The sequence below is a fragment of the Flavonifractor sp. DFI.6.63 genome (assembly GCF_024462255.1).
In the GTDB taxonomy this organism is placed as follows: Bacteria; Bacillota; Clostridia; order Oscillospirales; family Oscillospiraceae; genus Lawsonibacter_A; species Lawsonibacter_A hominis.
This window is the reverse complement of record NZ_JANGBE010000006.1, coordinates 138,638-145,026: the sequence shown is the minus strand read 5'-3', so window position 1 is coordinate 145,026 and position 6,389 is coordinate 138,638. Positions and strand designations below refer to the sequence as shown.

Here is a 6,389-nt window from a genome sequence, read left to right as displayed (position 1 = left end):
TTAGCTGTACAATCTTTTCGGACATGGTTTGCTGTCTCCTTTCGAATGGTGGTGTCGCAACTTCATTCTACCAGACATCTGCAAACCATGTCTCTTTGTCTTTTTGCGAAACTTATTCTACCTGACCCTTTTATCTTCAAGTTCAAGTCGAGGTTCTACCTCAATTTGAGGGAAGTTTTGATAGTGATCATTTAGGGGTTGAAACCCTTGCAATCCCTCGTTTTCTGTGATACTATTTTGATACTAAGAAAACGAGGTGCCCCAAATAACTGGTGAAACATTAATATATTTGCGAATGTTTTGCTCGTGAAATCACCTCAAATACACTCCCATATATCTGAATTTGCCGAGTGGGAATAAAATAGAAAATCCCCGGAAGCCTTGAAAAATGAACAGGACCAGTAAAAACGGGCAGTGACAAAAGACCCCCTGATGTAGGAAAATAAACTACATCGGGGGGTCTTGTTATGGGGAAACGGAATTACACACACGTTCAAGCGTTGCTGCCTGAAATCAAGGCTATGCCGGCAGAGGGAAAAACGCAGCGGGAAGTTGCAGAATACTATGGCTCCCAGAATAAGCGGGTGGGGAAAAGGCTGCTTGAGCGGGAGCGGAGAAAAGAACGCAAGCTGGAAGCCGGGATCCTTCCACGTCCAAAAGGACGGCCAAGGAAAGATGCTGCTCCCAGAGACATTGCAGCAGAGCAGGCCTGTGAGATCCAGCGACTGCGCATGGAGAACAAATTGCTGCGGGATTTTCTGCGGTCCGCAGGAAGGAGGTGAGGGCAAGGGTAAAATACCACATCATATTATCGTCACAGCGGCGTGTATCCGGTGCCCGTCATGTGGGCGTTTTTTGCAGTATCCAGAAGCGGCTGCTACGCCTTTGTCCATCGCCCGGGCAGGCCGGAGAAGGAGGCTGCTCTTGCAGAACGCATTGCACAGCAGCAGGAACGCAGCTTCCGAACTTACGGCTATCGGCAAATGTGGCTGTGGCTGAAAAGTCAGAACATTTTCCGCAATCCCAAAACTGTACTGAGGATCATGAAGAAGTATGATCTGCTGTCTGAGATCCGCCGCCGCAGGAAATGGACGCAGATGGGACAGCGGCTTCACAAATATGAGAATTTGCTCAGCAGAGATGTTCATGCGGACAGTCCCAACCGCAAATGGGTAACGGACATCTCTTATATCCACACCAAACAGGGGGTGCTGTATCGTTCCATGATTCGGGACCTCTGCGATAACGGCATTGCAGCCTGCAAGACCGGGAGGCGGCAGACTGTAAATCTGGTCCTGGACACCATTCGTCCGGCGATGAAGAAAGAGAAAAAGAGGGTCGCTGCGGGACTCGGCCTCCACAGCGGCCAGGGATTTCAGTACGCCCCACAAGCATACTTCAATCTGACTCAAGCATACGGCATTACGCTTTCCATGTCAAGGAAAGGCAAGCCATATGATAATGCCATGGCGGAAAATCTCTTCTCCATTCTTAAAACAGAGTGCATTTACCGCCGCAAACCGGCGACTTTCTCTGAAGCCAACGAGAGGATTGACCGCTATATCCACTTCTACAACCATGAGCACATTCAGCTAAAGACTGGAGAGGCGCCGCTTGCGCGTCGCCTCTCCACATAAAACTCAATAGTTCCTGCCAGGGTCCCTTTTTGTACGGTCCGCACAACCTGGGGCAGTTCATGACAAGGCCGCTTTGGGCCGCTTCTTTTGTTTGGAGCGACGGAGGAGCGATTTCCTGCAGACCGATGGTATAGCGGGCGGCTTGGCCGCATATACATGTCCTGAACTCAAAAAGCGTTACAGAAGGGAAGGGCGCCGGTATGGAAACGACCTATCGGGAGTGGGAAAAGAAGCGGCAGGAGCAAAGCCGTGGACGCAGAGCGGCATCCCGGCGGAAAAGCGGCGGAAAAACGGTACTGGGCACGCGAGAGAGAAGGAGGTTACTGCAGCTTGTGGTCTGCGTGGTACTGTTCCTCGTGGTCTTCATTGGAAAGGGCGTGTTTCCGGATAAGGTGGAGGCGGTGCGGGAGCAGCTTTTGAGCACGCTGCATTCGGACACGGATTTCCGGGCTGCCTTTGTCAGCTTGGGCCGCTCCATCTCAGAGGGGGAGCCGGTATTGGATACCCTGGGCGAGTTGTGGGTAGATGTGTTTGGCGGCGGGACGGTGACCGTCTCCGGCGGACTGACGCTGGAGCAGGCGCCTACGCTTCAGGCGCAGAATGCCTTTCTCAGCGGATATCCGCAGCGTGTCACGCCGGTATCCCACTGGCTGAACGGCGGCGGAATACAGTCGGAGCCGGGAGAGCCGGTGCCCATGCAGCCCTCCCCCAGTCCGGAGCCAACGCCCACCCCGGAGCCGGCGGTTGAGCACATGGCCTATGACGGCCCTGCGCTTCCGGACAATGCGACGATGGATAAATACAATTTAAAGGTACTCGGGGTGACCGAGACGGTCACCCCGGCACTGGGGTGGATCTCCTCTGATTTCGGCTGGAGGGAACACCCGGTGGATGGAGGCGAGAAGTTTTACAACGGCGTGGATCTGGGGGTGAACAGCGGAACGGATGTGCTGGCGTTTGCGGACGGGACGGTGGACTATATTGGGGAGAGCGAGATCTATGGCCAGTACCTCCAACTGAGGCATACGGGGGGACTGACCACCTTTTATGCCCATTGCAGCGAGCTTCTGGTACAGCAGGGCCAGACCGTGAAGGCCGGAGAGCGGGTGGCGCTCTCCGGCGCTACGGGCAATTCCACCGGGCCGCATCTCCATTTTGAGATGAAGCTCAACGGCGTGTTGCTCAATCCGGCCTATTATATCAATCCGGCCTGAGCATGCTGCGCTGGAGGCATGTGGAGATCAGCGGCGGGTTCCTGCTGGTTGCGGCGCTGCTGTTTTATCTGGATACGGAGAATCTGCTGTTCTGGGCCGCGGCGGCCTGCGCACTCCACGAGCTGGGGCACGGGCTGGCGATCCGCTGCCTGGGCGGACGGGTGGCGCTGCTGCGGCTGACCTGCGTGGGCGCGGAGCTGAAGCTGTCCGCTCGATACCCGATGGGCTATGGCAGGCAGCTCCTGGCTGCCCTGGGCGGTCCGGCAGCCAACCTTCTCTGCGCCGGCGCCGCCGTCCATATGGCAGGAGGAGGGGACGAGAGGGCCTATCTGTTTGCCGGACTCAATCTGGCGCTTGCCGGCTTTAATCTGCTGCCGGCGGCCCCGCTGGACGGCGGGCGGTGCTTGTGGTGCCTGCTGGCGTTGCTGGAAACGGAAGAGAAGGCGGAACGGATCGTGGCCGCGACCTCGTCTGCAGTATCCCTGGCCCTGACCCTGGGCAGTCTGCTGCTGACGCTGCGGGGACAGGCGAACCTGACGCTGCTGATCACGGCTTTGTGGCTGCTGCTCTCGCCTTGGACGGCGCGAAGAGGAGGCGCACGGGCAAGGGGATGAAGCGGCAGCGCACGATTGCGCCTGTGGCCGGTTCCGAATCGTTGGCCCCTTGGCGGGACGCAAGGTCTTCTGCAAATGCCCCCTGCCGGATCGCGCGGCGTTTTCCTTGCGATCTCTTTAAAATCTGCTTGCAATCCGATCCGCCGTATGGTAAACTATTACGGTCTCAATAAAGGGTGGTCCTCTGCGGCTGCCGCCCGGAACCGGGCGGCGTGAAAGAGCCGGCATGAACGCCTATAAACTAGGAGGAAACGACTATGGATCTCATGCAGGCATTCAGCAGCAAGTATCAGAAGGAAGCGCCCCCCGCGGCCAATGTGGGCGACACCGTTCGGGTGCACATCCGCGTCAAGGAAGGCAACCGCGAGCGTATCCAGGTCTTCGAGGGGACCGTTATCGCCAAGAAGCACGGCGGCATCGAGGAGACCATCACGGTCCGCCGCGTGTCTTACGGTGTCGGCGTGGAGAAGGTTTTCCCCATCCATGCGCCCACGATCGAAAAGATCGAGACCGTTCGCAAGGGCAAAGTCCGCCGAGCCAAGCTGTACTATCTGCGGGACCGTATGGGCAAGAGCGCCAAGGTCAAAGAGCGCATTTAAAACAGATCCGTCCCCCAAAAAGGAGAGGCATATGCCTCTCCTTTTTGGTTATATTGTAAATGTGACCAAAAACAGCGGGAGAAAACTGAAAAAAATTTAAAGTTATACTTGCCTAAACAACGGAAAGATGTTACGCTATAGTTACTAACCAAGAGGAAAGGAGGATTGGGGTCAGTCACGCGCAGACCAGGAAGACCAGAAAGAAGATTATAAAGGGAGGAACAACCATGTCACGCAAACGTTTCGGCAGGATTCTGGCAATGCTCTTGACTCTCACAATGCTTCTCTCCATGCTCCCTGCGATGGCGGCCGGGACGCAGGCCGCCGACAGTGTCTATCGCAACGGCAAAATTTATACTGTAGATGAAGAGTTTTCCATTGCCACCGCATTGGCAATCCAGGGCGACCGCCTGGTCTATGTGGGGGACGAGGCCGGTGTGGAGGCTTACATCGGCGCGAATACCAAGGTCGTGGATCTGGGCGGCAAGACTGTCATTCCCGGCCTGATCGAGGGCCATATGCACATCAACGGCCTGGGAGAGGACATGCTGGTTATCGACGCCTTCTGGAAGCCGAAGGACGTCATCCTGGCGGCCGTGAAGGCGGAGGCTGAGAAGGCCCAGCCCGGCGAGTGGATCCAGGGCAGCGGCTGGCTGAACACCGTGTGGGAGAACACCGACTATCCCACCAAGGAGGACCTGGACGCAGTGGCCCCCAACAACCCGGTCTACCTGAGCCGGGCAGACGGCCATATGTGCTGGGTCAACTCCATGGCCTTTGAGCTGGCCGGCATCACCAAGGACACCCCCAATCCCCAGGGCGGCGAATACCTGAAGACGGACAGCGGCGAGCTGCTGGGCTGCGTGACTGATACCGCCATGTACCCCATCAGCGGCCTGATCCCCGATTTCACTATCCAGCAGAAGAAGGATGCCCTGCTGATGGCCCAGGAGCAGCTGTTCTCCTACGGCCTGACCTCTGCCATGAACGCCGGTACCTCCGTGGAGTACCTGAACGAGGTTTACAGGCCGCTGTACGAGAGCGGACAGCTCAAACTGCGCTCCTATCTGCTGATGTCCCTGTCCTCCACAGAGGGCGAGCAGGCCGACTACCTGCGCACCACCGCGCCTCAGGGCGGCCTGTACAACAACCACATGGACGTGCGGGCGGTCAAGCTGTTCAGCGACGGCTCTCTGGGTGCCCGCTCCGCCGCCATGCTGGAGGATTACAGCGACCGGGCCGGTCATACCGGCAACAACCGCTATACCGATGACGAGATGTATGCTCTGGTGAAGCTGGCCTATGAGAACGGCTACCAGATGGGCAGCCACGCCATCGGCGACGCGGCCAACCACCAGCTTCTGGACTGCTATGAAAAGGTCTTGGCGGAGAACCCCAGAGAGGACCACCGCCTGCGGATCGAGCATTTCCAGATCCTGACCCTGGACGACATCCAGCGGGCCATCAATATGGGGGTTCTGCCCTCCATGCAGACCACCCACGCCACCTCTGACATGCTGATGGCCGAGGACCGCATCGGCACCGAGCGCATCAAGGGCGCCTATGCCTGGCGGACCATCATCGACAGCGGCAGCATTATCATCAACGGAACGGACGCCCCGGTGGAACTGGTCAACCCCTATCACAGCCTCTATGCGGCGGTGACCCGCAAGAGCCGCCTGGGCGAGCCCCCCGAGGGCTGGCACCCCGAGCAGTGCATGACCCGCGAGGAGGCCCTGCGCTCCTATACGAACTGGCCCGCCTACGGTGAGTTCAACGAGGACCTCAAGGGCTCCCTGGAGGTTGGCAAGCTGGCCGACTTCGTGGTCATCGACCGGGACTACATGACCTGCCCGGAGGAGGATATCAAGGACATCCAGGCGCTGCTGACCGTCTCCGGCGGCGAAGTGGTCTATCAGAAGGATACCTCTGTTCCCACCATCATGTGGAATGGCCTGCCCCTGACCTTTAACAGCGAGCTGATCGTAGAGCCGGGCAAGATCTATGTGCCGCTCAACGATGTGATCAACGGCATCAGCGCGGAGAAGCGCGCCGACGGCGCCAGCATGCTGGTCACCCTGAACGGCAAGTCCATCAAGCTGCCCGTCAAGACCGTAGACGGCGTGGATTATGTGGCGGTACGCGCCCTGTTCGAGGGCCTGGGCCGGAACGTGACCTGGTACGGCGACAGCCGGTGCGTCTCCATCGGTTGGCTCAAATAAGGATATTACAGCAAAAAAGCGGGGGGAGGCCCCCGCTTTTTTGCTGTTCTCCCCCTTTTCAAACCACCAGATATTGTGTATAATATTAAAATTAGCAAAAAAG

The 6,389-nt window shown here is 57.6% G+C and carries 6 protein-coding genes; all 6 read left to right on the top strand.

Annotation, left to right across the window (positions count from 1 at the left end):
- The first annotated feature begins 467 nt into the window (after positions 1-467).
- The 6 genes from NE547_RS05195 to NE547_RS05170 all read left to right on the top strand — a co-directional run bounded on the left by NE547_RS05195 (position 468) and on the right by NE547_RS05170 (position 6,286).
- Positions 468-782, top strand: a complete 315-nt coding sequence (locus tag NE547_RS05195; protein WP_256174946.1) for an imidazolonepropionase — start codon at positions 468-470, stop codon at positions 780-782.
- 42 nt (positions 783-824) lie between these two features.
- On the top strand, positions 825-1,637 hold the full coding sequence (locus NE547_RS05190; protein ID WP_256174945.1) for an IS3 family transposase: 813 nt from the start codon (positions 825-827) through the stop codon (positions 1,635-1,637).
- Positions 1,638-1,837: 200 nt separating this feature from the next.
- Positions 1,838-2,851 (top strand): M23 family metallopeptidase, encoded by a 1,014-nt coding sequence (locus NE547_RS05185; protein ID WP_256174944.1) that lies wholly within the window; start codon positions 1,838-1,840, stop codon positions 2,849-2,851.
- A 2-nt stretch (positions 2,852-2,853) separates the two neighbouring features.
- Positions 2,854-3,465 (top strand): site-2 protease family protein, encoded by a 612-nt coding sequence (locus tag NE547_RS05180; protein ID WP_186906586.1) that lies wholly within the window; start codon positions 2,854-2,856, stop codon positions 3,463-3,465.
- Positions 3,466-3,722: 257 nt separating this feature from the next.
- Positions 3,723-4,064 carry a 50S ribosomal protein L19 gene (gene rplS / locus NE547_RS05175; RefSeq protein ID WP_186906585.1) on the top strand — a complete coding sequence of 114 codons (342 nt, stop codon included), beginning with the start codon at positions 3,723-3,725 and terminating at the stop codon, positions 4,062-4,064.
- A 227-nt stretch (positions 4,065-4,291) separates the two neighbouring features.
- A complete protein-coding gene (locus NE547_RS05170; RefSeq protein WP_243204659.1) occupies positions 4,292-6,286 on the top strand; it encodes an amidohydrolase family protein in 1,995 nt (664 codons plus the stop codon).
- Positions 6,287-6,389 lie beyond the last annotated feature (103 nt).